Below are 20805 nucleotides of genomic sequence, written 5' to 3'. Positions count from 1 at the left end.
CGTTATCGTTTTGCCGGGGCTTTATTTCTTGCGATAGACATCGTGACAGGCCTTGCAGCTGGCGCCAACGTCGCCAAAGGCGGCGCGCACCTTGGCCAGATCGCCGCTGTCGGCCGCCGCCGACAGCTTGCCGACGTTGTCGATCAGGCGCTGCTGCTTGTCCTTGAAGTCGGCCGCATTGCTCCAGACTTCGGGCTTGGCGTCGCCGCCTTCGGTGCCCGGGCCGAAGCCGGCCCAGGGCAGCGCGGCCAGCGTCTTGAGGATGTCGACATTGGCCTTGATCTGCGCGGCGTCATAGGGCGCCTGGCCGCGCACCACCGGCTGCATGCGGCTGAAATGCGAAGCCATCACCGTCAGGGCGGCCTGGCGGTACTTGACGGCGTCTTGGGGCTTGGCAAACTGCGCGGCGGCCGGCATGGCCGCGGCCGTACAGGCCAGGGCAATGAGGGCGGTCAACTTCTTCATGGGGATCTCCTGAGACGGGGCGAATCGCCGGTGTGCTCAGGGCCGCACCGGCGTGCGCACACTATACCGTCCGGGCCAGATCGACGGCCAGCCCCACATAGCTCCGCGGCGTCATTTCCAGCAGGCGCTGCTTGGCGTCGGCCGGCAAGGCCAGGCCGGCGATGAACTCGCGCAGCGCGGTCTCGGTGATGCCCTTGCCGCGGGTCAGGGCCTTGAGCTGCTCGTAGGGCTGCGGCAGGCCATAGCGGCGCATCACCGTCTGCACCGGCTCGGCCAGCACTTCCCAGCAGGCGTCGATGTCGGCACCGATGGCCGCCGTGTTGACCTCCAGCTTGTTCAGGCCGCGCAGGCAGGCATCCCAGGCCACCAGGCAGTAGCCAAAGCCGACGCCCAGGTTGCGCAGCACCGTCGAGTCGGTCAGGTCGCGCTGCCAGCGCGACACAGGCAGCTTGTCCGAAAGGTGACGCAACACGGCATTGGCCAGGCCCAGGTTGCCCTCGGAGTTTTCGAAGTCGATCGGGTTGACCTTGTGCGGCATGGTCGAGGAGCCGACCTCGCCCTCCTTGAGGCGCTGCTTGAAATAGCCCAGGGCGATATAGCCCCAGATATCGCGGTCCAGGTCGAGGACGATGATATTGGCGCGCGTCACGGCGTCGAACAGCGCCGACATCCAGTCATGCGGTTCGATCTGAATGGTGTGGCGGTTCTGGGTCAGGCCCAGGCCGGCCAATACCTTGCGGCTGAACTCGGGCCAGTTGATTTCCGGATAGGCCGACAGGTGGGCGTTGTAGTTGCCGGTCGCGCCGTTGAGCTTGGCCAGCGGCTCGACCGCCTCGATGGCGGCGATGGCGCGCGACAGGCGCGCGGCCACGTTGGCGAACTCCTTGCCCAGGGTGGTCGGGCTGGCCGGCTGGCCGTGCGTGCGCGACAGCATGGGCTGCTCGGCATTGGCCAGCGCCAGCGCATTGAGCTTGGCCAGCACTTCGCGCAGGCGCGGCAGCACGACCTGGTCGCGGGCGCGGCTGAGCATCAGGGCGTGCGAGGTATTGTTGATGTCTTCCGAGGTGCAGGCGAAGTGGATGAACTCCGCCGCCCGCGCCAGTTCGGCGTCATCGGCCACGCGCTCCTTGAGCCAATACTCGACCGCCTTGACGTCATGATTCGTCACGCGCTCGATTTCCTTGATGCGCTCGGCGTCGGCCTCCGAGAAGTCGCTCACCAGGCGCGCCAGGCGGGCGCGGGCGTTCGCGGAAAAAGCGGCCAGTTCGGGCAGGCCGGCATCCGACAGGGCCACCAGCCAGGCCACCTCGACTTCGACGCGGTGCGCCATGAAGCCGGCCTCGGACAGCAGCCCCCGCAAGGCATCGCCGCGCGATGCATAGCGCCCATCCAGTGGCGAAAGGGCATTGAGTTGGGTAAGCTGGTCGGCAATCTGCATGATCGGAAAAAATGGCGGTTGAAAGCGGGTTCCGATTTTATCATCCCGGTCATGTAACACTGTGACGCCCGCCCCCCACGGCCCCGCGAGGGCGGCCCAGCCTGCTATACTGCGGCCGCTTTCCGACTCTCCTATAACTCCATGAAACTTATCGGTTCGCTTACCAGCCCCTACGTGCGCAAAGTTCGCGTCGTGATGGCCGAGAAAAAGCTGGACTACCAGCTGGAACTCGAAAACGTCTGGTCCCCCGATACGCAGATCCAGCAATTCAATCCGCTGGGCAAGGTGCCCTGCCTGGTCATGGAGGATGGCGGCGCCCTCTTCGATTCGCGCGTCATTGTCGAATATCTGGACACGCTGTCGCCCGTCGCGCGTCTCATTCCGCAATCCGGCCGCGAGCGCGCGGCAGTCAAGTGCTGGGAGGCGATCGCCGACGGCCTGCTCGACGCCTGCGTGACCATCGTCAAGGAAAACCAGCGCCCGGAAGCGCAACGCAGCCCCGAATGGATCGAACGCCAGTACGGCAAGATCCGCGCCGCCCTGCGCGCCATGGACAGCAGCCTGGGCGATAACGCGCACTGCATGGGCGTGAACTACACGCTGGCCGATATCGCCGTGGGCTGCGGGCTCGGTTACCTGGACCTGCGCTTCGCCAGCCTGGACTGGCGCGCCGAACACGCCAACCTGGCGCGCCTGCACGACAAGCTGGCGGCCCGCGCCTCGTTCGTCGACACCCTGCCGCCGACCTGAAGCCGGCCTCGGCCAGAACCGCCCGGGCGACCGCCCGGGCTTTTTTTTGCGCCGGCCCCGCCTCAGGCCATGAAAGCCTGCCAGGCCTTGAGCAGCATATAGGCGGCCAGGCAGAACAACAGCCCGGCGAAGACGCGCTTGAGCGTGGCCACGGGCAGGCGATGCGCCAGGCGGGCGCCCACCGGCGCGGTCAGCACGCTGGTGCAAATGAGCGCCAGCAGCGCGGGCCAGTAAATAAAGCCCAGCATCCCCGGACGCTGCACGCCTTCGGCCAGGCCGGAGACCACATAGCCCACGCTATTGGCCAGCGCGATCGGAAAGCCCAGCGCCGCCGAGGTCGACACCGCCGCCAGCAGCGACACATTGCACCAGACCATGAATGGCACGGACAGAAAACCGCCGCCCGCGCCCACCAGGCCCGAAATAAAGCCTATCCCGGCGCCGGCGGCCGTCGTGCCGGCGATGCCCGGCATCTGCCGGCTGGGCTTGGGTTTTTTATTGCGCAGCATGCTCCAGCCCGAATAGCCGACGAACACGGCGAAAAACAATGACAGCCAGGCGGTGCTGATGGCGGCAAAGGCCGCTCCGCCCGAGAGCAGCCCGCCGACGATGATGCCCGGCGCCATGGCAAAGACGATCTTCCAGTCGATGGTGCCCTTTTTCTGATGGGCGCGCACGCTGGAGACGGAGGTAAAGAGAATCGAAGTCATGGACGTGGCAATGGCCGCATGCACGATCATGTCCGCGGGCATGCCGCCCTTCCAGCTGAACAACATGGTCAGGAAAGGCACCAGCACCATGCCGCCGCCTATGCCCAGCAGGCCGGCGGCGAAGCCGACCACCCCGCCCAGAATGAGCAGGCAAATCACCATCGTCACATCCACTTCTGTTCTCCTCTCGTTTTTGATGGAACCGGCGCGAGCGCGGCGGCGCCCGCCTCCCCCGAGGTCCGGGCGCCGGCGCAAAAAATAATCAGCGGATGATGCCGCCCCCCAGGCAGACCTCGCCGTCATACAGCACGGCGGACTGGCCGGGCGTGACCGCCCATTGATCCTGGACGAAGGACAGCGAAAAGCCCTCGCATTCCGGGCTGAGGCGGCAGGCCGCATCGGCCTGGCGATAGCGCGTCTTGGCTGCATAGTCGCCGGCCTCGGGCGCCTGGCCGTCTATCCAGCTGACGTCCTGCGCCTGCAGGGTCTTGGACAGCAGCCAGGGATGGTCATGGCCTTGAACGACGTAGAGCGCGTTGTTCTTCAGGTCCTTGCGGGCGGTGTACCAGGCGTCGGCCGTGCCGTCCTCGCGCTGCTGGCCCTTGACCCCGCCTATGCCCAGGCCCTTGCGCTGGCCCAGCGTGTAGAACGCCAGGCCGTGATGCTGGCCCAGGCGCTTGCCCTCGGGCGTGAGGATGGGGCCGGGAGCGGTGGGCAGGTAGCGGTTGAGAAACTCGCGGAAAGGCCGCTCGCCGATGAAGCAGATGCCCGTGGAGTCTTTCTTGGCCGCATTGTGCAGGCCGATCTCGTGGGCGATGCGCCGCACTTCGGTTTTGTGCAGCTCGCCCAGCGGAAACAGCGTGCGCGCCAGCTGGGCCTGGTTCAGCCGGTGCAGGAAATAGCTCTGGTCCTTGGAGCCGTCCAGCGCCTTGAGCAGCTGGAAGCGCCGGCCGCGCTGGCTGTCGACCGCGCGCACGCGCGCATAGTGGCCCGTGGCGATGTGCTCGGCGCCCAGCGCCATGGCGTGATCCAGAAAGGCCTTGAACTTGATCTCGGCATTGCACAGCACGTCCGGATTGGGCGTGCGGCCGGCGGAATACTCGCGCAGAAAATCGGCGAACACGCGATCCTTGTATTCGGCCGCGAAATTGACGTACTCGAATTCCACGCCGACCCGGTCGGCCACGCTGGCCGCGTCCAGGAGATCCTGGCGGGTCGAACAGTATTCGGAATCGTCGTCGTCCTCCCAGTTCTTCATGAACAGGCCGACGACCTCGTAGCCTTGCTGCTTGAGCAGCCAGGCGGTGACCGAGGAGTCCACCCCGCCCGACATGCCGACCACGACGCGGCCTTTCTTGTGTGATGTCTGAACCATGATGCTGCTTATTTTAAGGGCGCCGTGTCATCCGGCACCGGTTCCGCCGCGCGCGAGACTTCCATGAGCCAGGAGCGGAAGGCCTGCAAGGTGGGCGAGCTGGCTTTCTGCTCCGGATAGCAAAGGTAGTAGCCCTGGCGCGCGCGGATCGGCAACTGGATGGGAACGATGAGTTTGCCGTCGCGCAGTTCGTCTTCGATCAGGCAGCGCGGAATGAGCGCGATCCCGAAACCGGCCGCCGCGGCCTGCGACAACAGGGAATACTGGTCAAAGCGCGCGCCCTCCAGGGCGCGCCGCGTATCGCAGCCGGCCTGCTCGAACCAGTCGCGCCAGCCCTCCAGCGCCGAGGTATGGTGCAGCAGGGGGTAGCGCATCAGGTCGCCGGCCTCGTCGCAGGCCTGGGGAATCAGGCGGGGGCTGCAGACCGGCAGGATCTCGCGGCCGACGATGTAATCGGCCCCGCTGCCCGGCCACACGCCTTCGCCGAAGCGCACCGCCGCGTCGAGCTCGGGCGTGGAAAAGTCATACCCTTGGCGGTGCGGCAGGAACTCCACATGGATGTCCGGCCGCAGGCGCCGGAAGGCCGTCAGCCTGGGGATGAGCCAGCGGGCGCCGAAGGTCGGCATGGAGGTCAGGCGCAGCGTGCCGCCCTTGCCCTGGTGGGCGATGAGCTCCACGGTCGCCGCCTCGATCTGGCTCAGGCCGGCCTGCACTTGTTTGAGGTAGCTGCGCCCCGCCTCGGTCAGGACCAGGCCTTGCCTGATGCGTAGGAATAATTCAACACCGACAAATTCCTCAAGATGTTTCACTTGTTTGCTGACCGCCCCCTGGGTCACGCAGAGCTCCTGGGCGGCGCGAGTGAAACTGCTATGCCTGGCGGCCACTTCAAAGGCCTGCAGGTCGGTAAGCGAGGGGCAGAATCGGCGCATGGGCAATACTCGGCCAGAAATGCTTACACCTCTGGCATGAAAAAAAGTAATAGCTTACGGAGAATCTTTCGTTTGCGCAAACCGGCCCGGGGCTTTCAGAATTCGGAGTCAGTCTTAAAGACCCACGCCAATTCAGGGGAATTCATGCAACGTCGCAACCTCATCCTGGGCCTGTCCCTGGCCGCCGCCGCCCTGGCGGCCCCGTTCACCGCCGTGCACGCCGAAGACAGCTACCCGACCAAGCCCATCCGTCTCATCGTGCCCTTCCCGCCCGGAGGCACGACCGACATCGTCGGCCGCCTGTTCGCCGACAAGCTGGGCAAGGAACTGGGCCAGACCGTGGTGGTGGAAAACCGCGGCGGCGCCGGCGGCTCGATCGGTTCGGCCTTTATCGCCAACAGCGCGCCGGACGGCTACACGCTGGGCATCGCCACCGTGTCGACCCATGGCATCAATCCGGCCATCTATTCCAATCTGGCATTCGACGCCGAGAAAGACTTCACGCCCATCTCGAACCTGGCGGCCGTGCCCAATGTGATGTCCATCAATCCCAAGGTCGCGGCCAAGAACATGGACGCCTTCGTCAAGCTGGCCAAGAGCCAGCCGGGCAAGATCACCTACGCCTCGGCCGGCAACGGTTCGGTCTCGCACATGATGGGCGAGCTGTTCAAGATGTCCGCTGGCGTGGACCTGATGCACGTCCCCTACCGCGGCGTGGGCCCGGCCCTGAACGACACGCTGGCCGGCCAGGTCGACGTGCTGTTCGACAACCTGCCCTCCTCGCTGCCCCACATCCAGTCCGGCGCCCTGGTCGCCCTGGCCGTGGCCGCCCCGCAGCGCGTGGCCAACCTGCCCGACGTCCCGACCTTCGCCGAAGTCGGCCTGACCCCGGTGAACGATTCCTCCTGGTTCGGCCTGGTCGGCCCGGCCAAGCTGCCGCAGGCCATCACGGACAAGCTCTACGCCGCCGTGGCCAAGGTCAGCGCCGACCCCGATGTGAAGGGCCGCCTCAACGGTCTGGGCGCCGCGCCCGTGGGCAACAAGCCCGCTGAGTTCGCCAAGCAGATTTCCGACGAAATCGCCAAGAACAAGCGCGTCGCCAAAGAAGCCAACGTGAAGATCGACTAAGCGGTCTTCGGTCCCCGCCCGGCGCGGGGACCTCTCTTATTTTCGCAGCACCCCTTGTCATGCCTATCATCCATCCCCTGTCCTACCGCCTCGACCTGCCGCAGCGTTTTCCGCAAGCCGCGCCCCTGGTGCTCGATTCGCCTCACAGCGGCACGACCTACCCGCCGGATTTCGCGCCCTCGGTCGATCCCGGCGCCCTGCGGACCGCGGAAGACACCTGGGTGGATGACCTCTGGGGCGACGCCATCGACCTGGGCGTGCCGCTGATCGCGGCCAGCTTCCCGCGCGCCTATATCGACGCCAACCGCTCGGCCGACGAAGTCGATCCGCTGTTGCTCGATGGTCCCTGGGACGGCCCGATGAGCGATTCGCCCAAGGTCAGACTGGGCAAGGGCCTGATCTGGCGCATGCTCGATGACGGCACGCCGCTCTACGACCGCAAGCTCTCGGCCGACGAAGTGCGGCATCGCATCGAAGCCTGCTGGAAGCCCTATCACGCCAAGCTGTCCGAGGTGCTGGACCAGGTCCACGCCCATTTCGGCAAGGTCTGGCACATCAACTGCCACTCCATGCCCAGCGTGGCCGGCGCCTTCGCCACCGACCGCCCGGGCCTGGTGCATCCCGATTTCGTGCTCGGCGACCGTGATGGGTCGACCAGCGACCCGGCTTTCCGCGAATTCGTCGCCCAGTGGCTGCGCGAGCGCGGCTACAACGTGACGGTCAACGATCCCTACAAGGGCGTCGAACTGGTGCGCGTCTTCGGCCGCCCGGCCCAGGGCCGCCACAGCCTGCAGATCGAGATCAACCGCAAGCTGTACATGGATGAAGTCAGCCTGCGCCCCAACGACGGCTACGCCCGGCTCAAATCGGACTTGCGCGGACTGACCGCCGCGCTGGTCGACTGGACGCGCGCGCAGACGGCCTGACGCCGGACGGCTGCGCGCACGGGATGGATCCGGCGGCCAAGGCCCCGGTCATCCGTTCAGCCCCCCGAGGTCCATAAGACCCCGGGGGATTTTTTTTGTCTGCCGGCGCGGCCCTGATGCCCGCGCGCCCGCGGGAGGCTTTCGTGTATAACTACGCAAGCCTTCGGAGGAGGAGCGCAGATGCAGATCGGGATACCCAAAGAAACCCGAGACGGGGAGACTCGTGTCGCCGCCACGCCCGAGACGGTCAAGAAGTACGTGGCCGCCGGACACGCTGTCATCGTGGAGCTAGGCGCCGGCGCCGCGGCCCGCTACCGCGATGACGACTACCAGGCCGCCGGCGCAAGCCTGGCCGACGCGGCGGCCGCCCTGGGCGCCCCGCTCGTGCTCAAGGTAAGGGCGCCGTCCGAGACCGAGCTGCCGCATATGCGCCGCGACGCCGTCCTGGTCGGCATGCTGGATCCCTTCGACGCCGAGGGCCTGGCGCGCCTGGCCCAGGCCGGCCTGACCGCCTTTGCCTTGGAGGCCGCGCCGCGCACCACCCGCGCCCAAAGCCTGGACGTGCTGTCTTCGCAGGCCAACCTGGCCGGCTACCAGGCCGTGCTGCTGGCGGCCAGCCACAGCGGCCGCCTGTTTCCCATGATGATGACCGCCGCCGGCACGCTGAAGGCCGCGCGCGTGGTCGTGCTCGGCGCCGGCGTGGCCGGCCTGCAGGCCATCGCCACCGCGCGCCGCCTGGGCGCCGTGGTGGAAGCCTCCGATGTGCGGCCCGCCGTCAAGGAGCAGATCGAATCGCTGGGGGCCAAATTCATCGACGTCCCCTTTGAAACCGACGAAGAACGCGAGATCGCCCAGGGCGCCGGCGGCTATGCCCGCCCCATGCCCGCCGCCTGGATGGCGCGGCAGGCCGCGCTGGTGGCCCAGCGCTGCCAGCAGGCCGACGTCGTGATCACCACCGCCCTCATCCCCGGACGCCCCGCGCCCGTGCTGATCAGCCCCGAAACCCTGGCGGGCATGAAGCCCGGCGCGGTCCTGGTCGACCTGGCCGTCGAGCGCGGCGGCAACTGCCCGCTGACCGAAAAAGGCCAGGTGGTCGAAAAGCATGGCGTGACGCTGATCGGCCTGACCAACCTGCCCGGCAGGCTGGCCACCGACGCCTCGGCGCTGTATGCGCGCAACCTGCTGGATTTCCTGAAACTCATCACCGGCGAAGGCGGCGCGCTCGACATTCGGCGCGACGACGACATCGTCGCGGCCTGCCTGGTCTGCGAAGGCGGCCAGGTCCTGCGGAGGTCATAAGATGGAAGGCATCAGCCCTACCCTGATCAACCTGATCATTTTCGTGCTGGCGATCTATGTCGGCTACCACGTGGTCTGGAACGTCACGCCGGCCCTGCACACGCCGCTCATGGCGGTCACCAATGCGATATCGGCCATCATCATCGTGGGCGCCATGCTGGCCGCCGCGCTGACCGAAGGCGGCCTGGCGCGCGCCATGGGCGTGCTGGCCGTGGCGCTGGCCGCGGTCAATGTGTTCGGCGGCTTCCTGGTCACCCGCCGCATGCTGGAGATGTTCAAGAAAAAAGACCGTCCGGCCAAGGAGCGCAGCCAATGATCTCGCTGAACCTGGTCACGCTGTTCTACCTCATCGCCTCGGTCTGCTTCATCCAGGCGCTCAAGGGCCTGTCGCACCCGGCCACCTCGCGCCTGGGCAATGGCTTCGGCATGGCGGGCATGGCGATCGCCGTGCTGACCACCGCCGCGCTCATCGTCGGCCTGGCGCGCCAGGATGGCCCGGGCGCCGGCATCGGCCTGGGCTGGGTGCTGCTGGGCCTGCTAGTCGGCGGCAGCGTCGGCACGCTCATGGCCAAGCGCGTGGAGATGACCAAGATGCCCGAGCTGGTCGCCTTCATGCACAGCATGATAGGCCTGGCCGCCGTGGCGATCGCCGTCGCCGTCGTGGCCGAGCCGCATGCCTTCGGCATCGCCGCGCCGGGCATGCCCATCCCGACCGGCAACCGCCTGGAGCTGTTCATCGGCACTTTCGTGGGGGCCATCACCTTCTCGGGCTCGGTCATCGCCTTCGGCAAGCTGTCCGGCAAATACAAGTTCCGGCTGTTCCAGGGCGCGCCGGTCACCTTCGGCGGCCAGCACCTGCTGAACCTGCTGCTGGCCATCGTCATGCTGGCCTGCGGCTTCTGGTTCATGGCCACGCAGTCCTGGACGCCGTTCGTGATCATGACGGCGCTGGCCTTCCTCTTGGGCGTGCTCATCATCATCCCCATCGGCGGCGCCGACATGCCCGTCGTGGTCTCCATGCTCAACAGCTATTCGGGCTGGGCCGCGGCCGGCATCGGGTTCTCGCTCAACAACCCCATGCTCATCATCGCCGGCTCGCTGGTCGGCTCCTCGGGCGCCATCCTGTCGTACATCATGTGCCGCGCGATGAACCGCTCTTTCTTCAACGTGATCCTGGGCGGCTTCGGCGGCCAGGCCGCCGCGGCCGGCGCCTCCGGCGAACACGTCCAGCGCCCGGTCAAATCGGGCAGCCCGGAAGACGCGGCCTTCCTGTTGTCCAATGCCGAGACCGTCATCATCGTGCCCGGCTACGGCCTGGCCGTGGCGCGCGCCCAGCACGCCCTGAAAGAACTGACCGACAAACTGAGCGCCAAGGGCATCAGCGTCAAGTACGCCATCCACCCCGTGGCCGGCCGCATGCCCGGCCATATGAATGTGCTGCTCGCCGAAGCCGAGGTGCCCTACGACCAGGTCTTCGAAATGGAAGAGATCAATGGCGAATTCGGCCAGACCGACGTGGTCCTGGTGCTGGGCGCCAACGACGTGGTGAACCCGGCGGCCAAGAACGACCCGGCCTCGCCCATCGCCGGCATGCCCATCCTCGAAGCCTACAAGGCGCGCAACATCATCGTGAACAAGCGCTCGATGGCGGCCGGCTATGCCGGCCTGGACAACGAGCTTTTCTATATGGACCGCACGATGATGGTCTTTGGCGACGCCAAGAAGGTCGTCGAGGAAATAGGCAAGGCCATCGACTAGGCCGCCGGCTGCGCGGCGCGCAGCCGCTCATCGACGGCTTCCACCCAATGGCGCACGGGCGTGCCCGTGCCCGCCTGCAGGTGGCCGATGCAGCCGATATTGGCCGACAGGATGAGCTCGGCCTCGGTGTCGGCAATGGCGGCCAGCTTGCGGTCGCGCAGGTTCTGCGAGATGCCGGGGTTGAGCACCGAATACGCCCCGGCCGAACCGCAGCACAGATGGGTGTCGGCAAAAGGCTGCAGCGCGAACCCCAGCTCGGCCAGCAGGCGCTCGCTCAAGGGGCGCAGGCCCTGCCAATGCTGCAGCGTGCAGGGCGGATGGAAGGCCGCGCGCGGCGCCGGGCCAAGCTTTTCGGCCAGCGCGGCCGCATGCGGCGCGACCAGTTCGGCCACGTCCTTGACCCGCGCCACGACATAGGCGGCCTTTCCGGCATAGGCCGGATCATGCCGCAGATGATGCGCATAGTCCTTGACCATGGCCCCGCAACCCGAGGCGTTCATGACGATGGCCTCGGCCTGCCCCTCCTGCAGCAAGGGCCACCAGGCGTCGATATTGGCGCGCATCTGCGCCAAGGCCGCCTCCTGGGCATCGAGATGGAAATTCACCGCGCCGCAGCAGCCGGCGCCGCCGGCCTGGCGCACGCCTATGCCCACGGCGTCGAGCACGCGCACCGTGGCGGCATCGATGGAAGGCATCATGCTGGGCTGCACGCAGCCGGCCGGCATCAGGACCTGGCGCGCGTGGCGCGCGGCATCGGGCAGCCGGCCGGGCGCGCGCCAGGCCGGCACCTTGGACCGCAGCGCCTTGGGCAGCAGCGGCCGCAAGGTCTGCGCCAGACGCATGGACGGCGCGAACAGGGCCGAATTCATGCCCTTGCGCAACAGCCAGCGGCGCAGGCGGTCCGGCCAGGCGCGCGCGACGCGCTCGTCGACGACCTTGCGGCCCAGGTCGATGAGATGGCCGTACTGCACGCCCGAAGGACAGGTCGTCTCGCAGTTGCGGCAGGTCAGGCAGCGGTCCAGGTGCAATTGCGTGGCCTGGGTGGGCGCCGCGCCTTCCAGGACCTGCTTGATGAGGTAGATGCGTCCGCGCGGGCTGTCGCGCTCGTCGCCCAGCACCTGGTAGGTGGGACAGGTGGCGGTGCAAAAGCCGCAATGCACGCAGCGGCGAAGAATGGCGTCGGCTTCCTGACCAAGGTCGGTGCCGCGCGCCCAGGAAGCGAGCTGAGTCTGCATCAGGATCTGCCTATAGGTCCAGCACCATGCGGCCCGGATTGAACAATCCCGCCGGGTCCAGTTCCTGCTTGAGCCGGCGCGTGATCTGCGCCACGCCGGGGCTCAAGGGATGAAACACGCCGTCGTCCGGGATGGCGCCGCCCTGGGCGCGGAACAGGGTGGCATGCCCGCCGGCGGCCTGGGCGGCCTCGCGCACGGCGCGGGCATCGGCGCGGGCGCTCAACCACCGCTGGCCACCGCCCCACTCGACGAGCATGGGCCCCAGCGCCAGCGGCGGCGCGGTCGGCGCCACGGCCAGGCGCCACAGCGGCACGCCCCCCTGGAAGAAGGCATGCGTCTGCTCCCGCAGGGCCTGCCAGGCCGCACGCGCCGCGGCCGGATCAAGCTCGGCGCCGCCCAGACGCTGGCGCGCGGCGCGCAAGGCCGGCGCCGTGCCGGACAGGCGCGCCATCCAGCGTCCGCCCTCCCCGCCATCGCCATCGGGCACCCAGGCCGTGGCCGACACCGGCAGCGGCTGCCCGCGCCACTGCGCGAACTGCCGCAGCGCCTCGGCCTGCGTGCCGTGGCCCACGATCGTGGCCTCCTCGGCCGGCAGCGGCACCACTTTGAGCGAGATGTCCAGGATGGCGCCGAAGATACCCAATGAGCCGCTCAACAGGCGGGAGACATCGTAGCCGGCGACGTTCTTCATGACCTCGCCGCCAAAGGACAGGACGCGGCCCTGGGAGTCCAGCAGGCGCGCGCCCAGCACGTAGTCGCGCACGCCGCCGCAGGCCTGGCGCCGCGGGCCGGCCAGCCCGGCCGCCACGCAGCCGCCCACGGTCGCGCCCGCCTCGAAATGGGGCGGCTCGAAGGCCAGCATCTGGCGCTGTTCGGCCAGCGCCGCCTCAAGCTCGGCCAGGGGCGTGCCCGCGCGCACGGTCACCACCAGTTCCGAGGGCTGGTAATTCAGGATGCCGCGATAGGCGGTCATGTCCAGCACATAGTGGCCGGGCGCGGCATGGCGAGGATTGCCATAAAAGCGCTTGCTGCCTCCGCCCGCGATGATGAGCGGCTTATGGCCGGCGTGCGCCGTCATGACCTGGTCGCATAATTCCGACAGGACGAAATCCATCAGGCGTCGCCTCAGAAGCGGGCCAGATCGGGGAAGCGCATTTCACCCGCATGCACGTGCATCTTGCCGTACTCGGCGCAGCGGGCCAGGGTGGGAATCACTTTTTCAGGATTGAGCAGGCCTGGCGGGTCGAATGCCCGTTTGACCGCGAGAAAGGCGTCAAGCTCGTCACGCGAAAATTGCACGCACATTTGATTTATCTTCTCCATACCCACACCGTGCTCTCCTGTCACGGTGCCTCCGACTTGCACGCACAGCTCAAGGATGGCGGCGCCGAATTTCTCGGCGCGCTCCACCTCGTCCGGCTTGTTTGAATCAAACAGAATCAGGGGATGCAGGTTGCCGTCCCCGGCATGAAAGACATTGGCGCAGCGCAGGCCGAACTCGTCCTCCATCTGCTCGATGGCATTGAGCACGCGCGCCAGGTGACGGCGCGGAATCGTGCCGTCCATGCAGTAGTAGTCCGGCGAGACACGCCCCGCCGCCGGAAAAGCGTTCTTGCGGCCGGCCCAGAAACGCAGGCGCTCGGCTTCCGAGGACGACACCTGGCAGCGCGTGGCGCCGGCGGCCCGGAAGATGGCTTCCATGCGTTCGATCTCGTGGGCCACCTCCTCCGGCGTGCCATCGGATTCGCACAACAGGATGGCCTGGGCGTCCAGGTCGTAGCCGGCCTGCACGAATGGCTCGACCATATGGGTGGCCTGCCGGTCCATCATCTCCAGCCCGGCCGGGATGATGCCGGCCGCGATGATCTGCGTGACCGCGTTGCCGGCCGCCTCGACGCTGGCAAAGCTGGCCATGACGACCTGGGCGCAGACCGGCCTGGGAATGAGCTTGACCGTGACCTCGGTCACCACGCCCAGCATGCCCTCGGAGCCGATGAACAGGGGCAGCAGCTCCGGGCCGGGCGCATCGGGCGCCTCGCTGCCCAGCTCGACCACGTCGCCATCGATGGTGACCATGCGCACCTTGAGCACGTTGTGCACGGTCAGGCCATATTTGAGGCAATGCACGCCGCCGGAGTTCTCGGCCACATTGCCGCCGATCGAACAGGCGATCTGGCTGGAGGGATCCGGCGCATAGTAAAGACCGTAGGCCGCGGCGGCTTCGGAAATGGCCAGGTTGCGCACCCCGGGCTCGACCACCGCCAGACCGGCGGCCGGATCGATGCGCTTGATGCGGTTGAACTTGGACAGGCCCAGCAGCACGCCCTGCGCATGCGGCATCGATCCGCCCGACAGGCCCGTGCCGGCGCCGCGCGCCACCACGGGCACGTTCAAGCGTTTGCAGACCCGCAGGACCTCGCGCAGCTGTTCCTCGGTTTCGGGCAAGGCCACGGCCGCGGGCAGTGCGCGAAACAGCGACAGGCCGTCGCACTCATAGGGGCGAGTGTCTTCCTCGCGATACAGCACGCAATGCGCCGGCAGGACGGCCTGCAGTGCCTGTACCAGCGTTCGCGGAGAAAAGGGCGCCTGGGTATGGCTCAGGCCGGCTTCGACGATTGAAGTCATGAACGGAAAGATAGCGTGCGTAACTGCTTTGTTCATGCCGGGATTTACCCGCAGAGCGGGTTTTCCACCAGCCAAGAAAAAGGCGCCCCTCACGGGCGCCTGCCGCGTCGAGCCGCTGGCGGCCTACCAGGCGAGGATCTTGCCCGGGTTGAGGATGTTGTTGGGATCAAAGGCGTGCTTGAGGCTGCGCATGAGCGCCAGGGCATCCTCGCCATGCTCCTCGGCCATGAACTGCATCTTGTGCAGACCCACGCCGTGCTCGCCCGTGCAGGTGCCGTCGGCGGCGATCGCGCGGCGGACCAAATTGTGATTAATGGTTTCAGACTCCTGCCATTCGGCTTCGCTGTCGCCATCGAGCAGCATCAGCACGTGGAAGTTGCCGTCGCCCACATGGCCGACGATGGTGTACGGAAAGCTGGCGCGGTCCAGCTCATCGACCGTTTCGCGCACGCAATCGGCCAGGCGCGAAATCGGCACGCAGACGTCGGTGGTGCTGGCGCGGCAGCCCGGGCGCAGCTGCAGGCCGGCGAAATACGCATTGTGCCGCGCCGTCCAGAGGCGGTTGCGGTCCTCGGGGCGCTCGGCCCACTCGAAATCCATGCCGCTATGTTCGGCGGTGATGGCCTGCACCGTCTCGGCCTGCTCTTGCACGCCGGCCGGGCTGCCATGGAATTCGAACACCAGCATGGGCGTCTCGCGCAGCGAAAGCTTGCTATGCAGGTTGACCGCCTTGACGGCGGCCGCATCCATGAACTCCACGCGCGCCACCGGCACGCCCATCTGGATGATTTCGATCACGCTTTGCACCGCGTCGTCCAGGGTCGGGAAATTGCACACGGCGGCCGACACGGCTTCAGGCTGCGGATACAGGCGGACGGTCACCTCGGTGATGATGCCCAGCGTGCCTTCGCTGCCCACGAAAATCCGTGTGAGGTCATAGCCGGCCGAGGACTTGCGCGCGCGGCCGGCGGTGCGCACGACACGCCCGTCCGCCGTCACCACGGTCAGCGACACCACGTTCTCGCGCATCGTGCCGTAACGCACGGCATTGGTGCCCGAGGCGCGCGTGGCGGCCATGCCGCCCAGGCTGGCGTCGGCGCCCGGATCGATCGGGAAGAACAGGCCGGTGCTGCGGATTTCTTCGTTGAGCTGCTTGCGCGTGACGCCGGCCTGCACGGTCGCGGTCAGGTCTTCGGCATTGACGGCAAGCACCTGGTTCATCTGCGACAGGTCCAGGCTGATGCCGCCCTGGATGGCCAGCAGATGCCCTTCGAGCGAGGAGCCGGCCCCGTAGGGGATCAGGGGCACGCGATGCTCATTGCACAGCCTGGCCACCTGGGCCACCTCTTCGGTGGACTGCGCGAAGACCACGGCATCGGGCAGCATGGGAGGATACGGCGACTCGTCCCGGCCGTGGTGCTCCCGCACCGCCGCCGACACCGACAGGCGATCGCCAAACAGCGCCTTGAGCGCATCCAGACAGGCGGCGGGCACGGGACGGCGCAGGGTTTCGGAGTGCAAGGGAGCGTTCATGGTGAGCAGGAAGAGAGGTTGGTATCCGGCCATTCTACGCCGACAGGCCGCCGTGCTGGCTGAGCCAGCGCATGAAAAACCCGGTCCAGGACCGGGTTTCTCGGCAAGACGGCTTCACTTGCCGCTGACCAGCGCCGCGCGGCGGCGCTCGCGCACGCCCTGCGCCAGGCGTTCCAGCGTCTGGACCGAAGCGTCCCAGTCTATGCAGCCATCGGTGATGCTCTGGCCATAGGTCAGCGCCTGGCCCGGCACGTGGTCCTGGCGGCCGCCCACCAGATGGCTTTCGATCATGATGCCCACGATGCGCGAATCGCCGCTTTCCATCTGGCGCGCCACGTCTTCGGCCACCAGGGGCTGGTTCTCCGGCTTCTTGCTGCTGTTGGCGTGGCTGGCGTCGACCATGACGCGCTGCGCCAGGCCCGCCTTGGACAGATTCTGGCACGCCGCCTCGATGCTGGCCGCGTCGTAATTCGGCGTCTTGCCCCCGCGCAGAATGACATGGCAGTCTTCATTGCCGGCGGTCGACACGATGGCCGAATGGCCGCCCTTGGTCACCGACAGGAAATGATGCGGCTGCGAGGCGGCCTTGATGGCATCGACCGCGATCTTCACATTGCCGTCCGTGCCGTTCTTGAACCCCACCGGGCAGGACAGTCCGGAGGCCAGCTCGCGATGCACCTGGCTTTCCGTCGTGCGCGCCCCGATCGCCCCCCAAGCGACCAGGTCGGCAATATATTGCGGCGTGATCATGTCCAGGAACTCACACCCCGCCGGCAAGCCCAGGCTGTTGATCTCCAGCAGCAGTTCGCGCGCCACGCGCACGCCCTTGTTGATGTCGAAACTGCCGTCCAGGTTGGGATCGTTGATCAGCCCCTTCCAGCCGACGGTGGTGCGCGGCTTCTCGAAATAGACGCGCATCACGATTTCCAGGTCGGCCGAGAGCTTGTCGCGCAGCGGCTTGAGCCGCTTGGCGTACTCCAGGGCGGCGCGGGTGTCATGAATGGAACAAGGACCGATGACGACGATCAGGCGGTCGTCCATGCCGTGCAGGATGCGGTGCATGGCATTGCGGGCGGCAAATACGGTTTCCGACGCTTCCTTGGTGCACGGGAACTCGCGCATGACGTGCGCGGGCGGGTTCAGCTCTTTGATTTCACGGATGCGAAGGTCGTCGGTATTGTGTGACACGGTTGTGCTCCTGGGGTGGGTATGGCTTGCTTGGGTCATTCCCGCAAACCCACCAGGCTGACGGCAACAAAAAAGCCGCCATTACGCTGGCGGCTTTTTCGGGGGGATTCTGTACTAGGTTGAGCGCGTCCCTTCCTCCGCCAGCGGCTTCAGAAAACCAAAAAAATAAAAATAAAAAGCGGGGGACGCGAATTTCATAGGCAAAAACTCTAGCACAAAAAAAGCCGCGCGTCATCCGGCGGCGGCCTGGCCGGCCGTTCAGGCGGTGCCGCCCACGGTCAGGCCGTCCATGCGCAGCGTGGGCATGCCCACGCCGACCGGCACGCTCTGCCCCTCTTTGCCGCAGGTGCCCACGCCGGAATCCAGCCGCATGTCCTTGCCTATCATGCTGACGCGGTTCATCGCGTCGGGGCCGTTGCCGATCAGGGTGGCGCCCTTGACCGGATAGCTGATCTTGCCGTTTTCGATCATATAGGCCTCGGAAGCCGAAAAGACGAACTTGCCGCTGGTGATGTCCACCTGGCCGCCGCCGAAATTGACCGCATACAGGCCCTTCTTGACCGAGGCGATGATTTCCTCGGGCGCCTTGTCGCCACTGAGCATATAGGTGTTGGTCATGCGCGGCATGGGCAGGTGGGCGAAGGATTCGCGCCGGCCATTGCCCGTGGCCTGGGTCTTCATGAGACGGGCATTGAGGGTGTCCTGCATATAACCGCGCAGGATGCCGTCTTCGATCAGCACATTGCGCTGCGAGGCATTGCCTTCGTCATCGATATTGAGCGAGCCGCGGCGGCCCTCCAGGGTGCCGTCGTCGATGACGGTCACGCCCTTGGACGCCACCCGCTGGCCGATGCGCCCGGAAAAGACGCTCGACCCCTTGCGGTTGAAATCCCCTTCCAGCCCGTGGCCCACCGCTTCGTGCAGCAGGATGCCGGGCCAGCCGGAACCCAGCACGACCGGCATTTCCCCGGCCGGCGCCGGCCGCGCCTCGAGATTCACCATGGCCTCATGCACGGCCCGTTCGACGTAGTCGCGCAAGATCTCGTCGGAGAAGTAGGCCAGGCCGCTGCGGCCGCCGCCGCCGGCATGACCCATTTCGCGCCGGCCGTTGCGCTCGGCGATGACCGTCAGCGACAGGCGCACCAGGGGACGCACATCGGCGGCCAGGCGGCCATCGCTGCCGGCTACAAGTATGACGTCATACTCTGCCCCCAGCCCGGCCATCACCTGGATCACATGCGGGTCGCGCGCCCGCGCCATGCGCTCGATGCGTTCGAGCAAGGCGACTTTGTCGGCGGCGCTCAAGGTGGCCAGCGGATCGATGTCGGCATACAGGCTGCGGCTGTCCTCGGGCGGCCGATGCGCGGCCACCTTGACCTTGCCCGCCCCCTGGCGCGCGATGCCGCGCACGGTGCGGGCCGAAGACAGCAAGGCCTGCGGCGACAAGGAGTCGGAATAGGCGAAGGCGGTTTTCTCGCCGCTGATGGCGCGCACGCCCACGCCCTGGCCGATGGAGAAACTGCCGGTCTTGACGATCCCCTCTTCCAGGCTCCAGCCCTCGCTGCGCGTGTACTGGAAATACAGGTCGGCGTAGTCGACCTTGTGAGCGAAGATTTCGCCCAAGGCCCGGGCCAGATCGGCTTCGGTCAGGCCCCAGGGGTCGAGCAGCAGGGATTTGGCAGTCGCCAGGGATTGAATCGCGGGATCGATCAGTTTCATGGAATTCCGTATTTAGGGCCCGCACAGAACCGGCGGGCATGCCTCGCGAACCGTCTCGAGGCGCGCAACCGTTATCGTACCGCCGAACGGCGCGGGCAAGCGCGCGCCAAAATGGTGCAGCAAAAGTTTTCACTTTCTCAAACATCGCCGGCCGGCCTCACTCATCATATGACCGCCGAAACCTGGGTTGCCGAATAAGCCGGTTCGCAAAAGGGATAAAACCCGGCGAGCCCGGCCTATGCCCTGGTTTTTTCCGAGCATGCCGGCGACAAGCCTGTTCATTAAAAGCAGTATGGCGGCGCCGATCAGAACCTGCTGATATTTGGACGCCCGCCCGCGGAGCAGCCGGCGGGCGACGTCTTGCGGGCCCGGCCATGCTTCTGATTCTGTCATCAAGCTGTCCAGAATGTCAGTCATCTGAAACAATTATCTGCCGACAAAGTTAAAGACTGTCGAAGACAATTTATGTATTATTGAAATACAACAACTATATATACAAGCAAGCCGGCGAATCGAAGTCCATAACCAGGAAGAAACATGCCCCGAGAGACTTACGCAGCACAGCAAGCCAAGATCGAGAAAGAAATCAACCGCCTGCAAAAGCGCGCCGAAGCGCTGCAGACGCGGCGCCGCAAACCGGTCATCGCGTCCATCGTGAAGTCGATGCGCGAATACAATATCACTCCCGAGGAAATCGTCGCCGCCCTGGGCAGCGCCAAGTCGCCGCGCGCCGCCTCGCCGCGCCGCAAGGCCGCGGCCGACGGCGCCAAGCGGGCCGTGGCCCCGAAGTATCGCCACCCCGAATCGGGCGAAACCTGGAGCGGCCGTGGCAAAGCCCCGCGCTGGCTGGTCGCGGAAGAAAGCAAGGGCGCAAAGCGCGAGAGCTTTCTCATAAAATGATAATCAAGGTTTATTGAATAACGGCGCCCTCGGGCGCCGTTATTTTTTGGGGACACTATCGATTCAAGGGATATTCGACTTCGCGTTCGGCGCCATTATTTCCCGGAAAGTGGTCGAAAATGGCACGCACCAGGTAAGGCATGGCGCGCAAAAGGTCCTCACGCTGGCTGACAATATAGGCGCTGGAACGATAGACCTCCGCATCGCCGCGCGCCGAATCCCGGATCTGCAGGTTCAGGCCATTGCGGAATGCGACGGTCGGCACATCCACCCACTCCGGTCCCCAGAAGGGCCCCGGGCCCCAGGGGCCGCCCCAGCCGCGCGGACCATAATAGCCGCCATACCCCCCATAAAAATACGGGTCGTAGGCGCGGCGCACCATGACCTGGGTCTGCGTCGCCCCATAGGTAAAGCTCACGATGAAGCGGGCGGCCTGCCCATCGCGCGCCTCGACCAGGCCGGTCGGGCCGATGCCGGCGCGCACCATGTCCTGGAAGGATTGGTATTCGAGATTATTTTCCTGGCCGGCATTGGCCGTCTGGAAGCGGTAGGTCTGCCCTTCCACGCCCTGGGGCCATTGCTGGAACGATGTGACGCGGGCGGACACGGTAGGGGCGGCGCAACCGCTGATAAGAACGGCCGCGGCCACGGCGAGCGAGGCCGCCGCAAGGCGGCTCCACCGGGCGGCGCCCATAGAACTGAACATTTCGCAACTCCTCGGACGTGCGCAGCAATGATAATTGGACCGGCGCCCGCAAGGAAAGGTTGCATATCGTCCTGCAAGGCCTGCCCCTGTCCGCCAACCACTACAATAGTGCGGTTGTTTA

20 protein-coding genes are annotated in these 20805 nt (G+C 66.3%); 7 read left to right on the top strand and 13 right to left on the bottom strand.

Annotation, left to right across the window (positions count from 1 at the left end; genetic code table 11):
- Window positions 1-21: 21 nt before the first annotated feature.
- Together L540_RS18585 and purB are read right to left on the bottom strand one after the other, a co-directional pair.
- Window positions 22-465, bottom strand: coding sequence for a c-type cytochrome (locus tag L540_RS18585; protein ID WP_043207641.1), 444 nt, complete (start codon window positions 463-465; stop codon window positions 22-24).
- Window positions 466-526: 61 nt separating this feature from the next.
- Window positions 527-1903, bottom strand: a complete 1377-nt coding sequence (gene purB / locus L540_RS18580) for an adenylosuccinate lyase (protein WP_043207639.1) — start codon at window positions 1901-1903, stop codon at window positions 527-529.
- A gap of 141 nt (window positions 1904-2044) precedes the next feature.
- On the opposite strand from purB, the gene L540_RS18575 reads away from it, so the two are divergent.
- Entirely contained in the window at window positions 2045-2653 is a 609-nt protein-coding gene (locus L540_RS18575) for a glutathione S-transferase N-terminal domain-containing protein (RefSeq protein ID WP_043207637.1), read from the top strand.
- A 62-nt stretch (window positions 2654-2715) separates the two neighbouring features.
- Here L540_RS18575 and L540_RS18570 read toward each other — a convergent pair whose 3' ends face one another.
- The 3 genes from L540_RS18570 to gcvA all read right to left on the bottom strand — a co-directional run bounded on the left by L540_RS18570 (window position 2716) and on the right by gcvA (window position 5667).
- A complete protein-coding gene (locus tag L540_RS18570; protein ID WP_043207636.1) occupies window positions 2716-3537 on the bottom strand; it encodes a sulfite exporter TauE/SafE family protein in 822 nt (273 codons plus the stop codon).
- Between the two features lie 88 nt (window positions 3538-3625).
- Window positions 3626-4738: a tRNA 2-thiouridine(34) synthase MnmA gene (mnmA, locus tag L540_RS18565; protein WP_043207634.1), complete on the bottom strand. Its 1113-nt coding sequence runs from the start codon at window positions 4736-4738 to the stop codon at window positions 3626-3628.
- A gap of 8 nt (window positions 4739-4746) precedes the next feature.
- Window positions 4747-5667, bottom strand: coding sequence for a transcriptional regulator GcvA (gene gcvA, locus L540_RS18560; RefSeq protein ID WP_043207632.1), 921 nt, complete (start codon window positions 5665-5667; stop codon window positions 4747-4749).
- A 144-nt stretch (window positions 5668-5811) separates the two neighbouring features.
- Here gcvA and L540_RS18555 point away from each other — a divergent pair, with 144 nt between their 5' ends.
- The 5 genes from L540_RS18555 (at window position 5812) to L540_RS18535 (ending at window position 10778) form a co-directional block, all read left to right on the top strand.
- Complete coding sequence (locus tag L540_RS18555; RefSeq protein ID WP_043207630.1) at window positions 5812-6795, top strand: tripartite tricarboxylate transporter substrate binding protein BugE; 984 nt, start codon at window positions 5812-5814, stop codon at window positions 6793-6795.
- Between the two features lie 59 nt (window positions 6796-6854).
- The gene (locus L540_RS18550) at window positions 6855-7721 is read left to right on the top strand and encodes an N-formylglutamate amidohydrolase (protein ID WP_043207628.1); all 867 of its coding nucleotides are present in this window, start codon (window positions 6855-6857) and stop codon (window positions 7719-7721) included.
- A gap of 180 nt (window positions 7722-7901) precedes the next feature.
- A complete protein-coding gene (locus L540_RS18545) occupies window positions 7902-9020 on the top strand; it encodes a Re/Si-specific NAD(P)(+) transhydrogenase subunit alpha (protein ID WP_043207626.1) in 1119 nt (372 codons plus the stop codon).
- A 1-nt stretch (window position 9021) separates the two neighbouring features.
- The gene (locus L540_RS18540; RefSeq protein WP_029579666.1) at window positions 9022-9336 is read left to right on the top strand and encodes an NAD(P) transhydrogenase subunit alpha part 2; all 315 of its coding nucleotides are present in this window, start codon (window positions 9022-9024) and stop codon (window positions 9334-9336) included.
- Entirely contained in the window at window positions 9333-10778 is a 1446-nt protein-coding gene (locus L540_RS18535; RefSeq protein WP_043207624.1) for an NAD(P)(+) transhydrogenase (Re/Si-specific) subunit beta, read from the top strand. The genes L540_RS18540 and L540_RS18535 overlap by 4 nt, the downstream gene beginning before the upstream one ends.
- Here L540_RS18535 and glcF read toward each other — a convergent pair.
- From glcF to L540_RS21820, 7 genes are all read right to left on the bottom strand, one after another.
- Window positions 10775-12013: a glycolate oxidase subunit GlcF gene (gene glcF, locus L540_RS18530; RefSeq protein WP_043207622.1), complete on the bottom strand. Its 1239-nt coding sequence runs from the start codon at window positions 12011-12013 to the stop codon at window positions 10775-10777. The two genes, L540_RS18535 and glcF, sit on opposite strands and share 4 nt — an antisense overlap.
- A gap of 10 nt (window positions 12014-12023) precedes the next feature.
- Complete coding sequence (glcE, locus tag L540_RS18525; RefSeq protein ID WP_043207619.1) at window positions 12024-13127, bottom strand: glycolate oxidase subunit GlcE; 1104 nt, start codon at window positions 13125-13127, stop codon at window positions 12024-12026.
- A gap of 11 nt (window positions 13128-13138) precedes the next feature.
- The gene (locus L540_RS18520; protein WP_043207618.1) at window positions 13139-14638 is read right to left on the bottom strand and encodes an FAD-linked oxidase C-terminal domain-containing protein; all 1500 of its coding nucleotides are present in this window, start codon (window positions 14636-14638) and stop codon (window positions 13139-13141) included.
- 123 nt (window positions 14639-14761) lie between these two features.
- Complete coding sequence (locus L540_RS18515; RefSeq protein ID WP_043207848.1) at window positions 14762-16171, bottom strand: FAD-binding oxidoreductase; 1410 nt, start codon at window positions 16169-16171, stop codon at window positions 14762-14764.
- A 114-nt stretch (window positions 16172-16285) separates the two neighbouring features.
- Entirely contained in the window at window positions 16286-17359 is a 1074-nt protein-coding gene (aroG, locus tag L540_RS18510) for a 3-deoxy-7-phosphoheptulonate synthase AroG (protein WP_043207616.1), read from the bottom strand.
- Window positions 17360-17617: 258 nt separating this feature from the next.
- On the bottom strand, window positions 17618-19078 hold the full coding sequence (gene tldD / locus L540_RS18505) for a metalloprotease TldD (protein ID WP_043207614.1): 1461 nt from the start codon (window positions 19076-19078) through the stop codon (window positions 17618-17620).
- A 129-nt stretch (window positions 19079-19207) separates the two neighbouring features.
- Window positions 19208-19495, bottom strand: coding sequence for a hypothetical protein (locus tag L540_RS21820; protein ID WP_131726012.1), 288 nt, complete (start codon window positions 19493-19495; stop codon window positions 19208-19210).
- A gap of 120 nt (window positions 19496-19615) precedes the next feature.
- Here L540_RS21820 and L540_RS18500 point away from each other — a divergent pair, with 120 nt between their 5' ends.
- Window positions 19616-19978 (top strand): H-NS histone family protein, encoded by a 363-nt coding sequence (locus L540_RS18500; protein ID WP_043207611.1) that lies wholly within the window; start codon window positions 19616-19618, stop codon window positions 19976-19978.
- Between the two features lie 55 nt (window positions 19979-20033).
- On the opposite strand, the gene L540_RS18495 is transcribed toward L540_RS18500, so the two are convergent.
- On the bottom strand, window positions 20034-20684 hold the full coding sequence (locus L540_RS18495; RefSeq protein WP_043207609.1) for a DUF4136 domain-containing protein: 651 nt from the start codon (window positions 20682-20684) through the stop codon (window positions 20034-20036).
- Between the last annotated feature and the right edge of the window lie 121 nt (window positions 20685-20805).

The organism is Bordetella pseudohinzii (genome assembly GCF_000657795.2).
In the GTDB taxonomy this organism is placed as follows: Bacteria; Pseudomonadota; Gammaproteobacteria; order Burkholderiales; family Burkholderiaceae_B; genus Bordetella; species Bordetella pseudohinzii.
This window is presented reverse-complemented; position numbering and strand designations above follow the sequence as displayed.